Below are 1,256 nucleotides of genomic sequence, written 5' to 3' on the forward strand. Positions count from 1 at the left end.
CCAGAGTTATCTTATCTGGAAGAAACAGAGAAATTAACGGCTTTTATTCCCGGCACTATTTCCCTCGCCAAGCTAAATTTTTATTGCTCATTAACTCTCGTTGCTCTCTATCCCCAAGCTGACGAAACCGAGAAGGAGAAATACTGGCAGAAACTAGAAGCAAATCAACAACGCCTGAAAGCCTGGGCAGAGCAATGTCCGCAAAATTTCCAACATCAATATCTTTTAGTCGCCGCCGAAATGATCCGCATATCGGGTAACTGGTATGAAGCAATCAATTTATACGAGCGAGCAATTAAATCTGCCAAAGAAAATGAGTTTATCCACGAAGAAGCACTCGCCAACGAACTAGCCGCTAAGTTTTGGTTAGCCCAAGAAAAACCGGATTTCGCTCAAATTCATTTAAAAAAAGCCCGCCAATGCTATCAAATTTGGGGAGCAAAACGCAAAGTAGAAGATTTGGATGAAAAGTATTTTCAGTGGCTTGGTTTAACTCAAACAGATACTCAAAATAATACCATTCCGATTACCACAACATCAGGAAGAGCGGGCGAAACCTTAGATTTTGCCGCCGTAATGAAAGCCTCTCAAGCTATCTCCAGCGAAATCGTTTTAGAACAATTGTTAGATCGGGTGATGCAAGCTGCGATCGCAAACGCAGGCGCTCAAAAAGGTTTTCTCATCCTAGATAAAAACGGGAATTGGGTGATAGAAGCCCAAGCAGCAGTAGAAAGCGATCGCATTACCATTATCCCATCAATTCCCATAAATTCTATAGACCCGGAAACTCAAATTCCCCTGCTATCAACCGCCATAGTTAACTACGTCGCTCGCAGCCACGAAAACGTAGTATTAAATAATGCTACTAATGAAGGACAATTTACTCGCGACTCTTACATTATTGCCACTCAACCCAAATCGATTCTCTGCACTCCCTTACTAGATCGAGGCAAACTAGCAGGGATTCTCTACTTAGAAAATAACTTGGCGATCGGTGCATTTACCCCCGAACGAGTCGAAACTTTACAAATCATTGCCGCTCAAGCCGCCATCTCCATTGAAAACGCTCAACTCTACGAACAATTAGAAGATTATAACCGAACTTTGGAGCAAAAAGTCGAAGAACGCACCAAAGAACTGTCGCACACCCTGGAAATTCTCAAAGCAACTCAAGCTGAATTAGTAATAGAAAATGCGCTGCTACGGAGTGCAGAAGCACCGCCTAGTTTTGATTACCAAGTAGGCGGAAGTTTGCC

Annotated in this window: 1 protein-coding gene; it reads left to right on the forward strand. The window is 42.9% G+C overall.

Translation table 11 applies throughout. From position 1 onward, the window contains the following. On the forward strand, positions 1 to 1,256 hold a 1,256-nt coding region (locus tag IQ264_RS32485; protein ID WP_193986917.1), incomplete at both ends, for a GAF domain-containing protein.

Source organism: [Phormidium] sp. LEGE 05292 (genome assembly GCF_015207735.1).
Lineage (GTDB): Bacteria > Cyanobacteriota > Cyanobacteriia > Cyanobacteriales > Aerosakkonemataceae > Floridanema.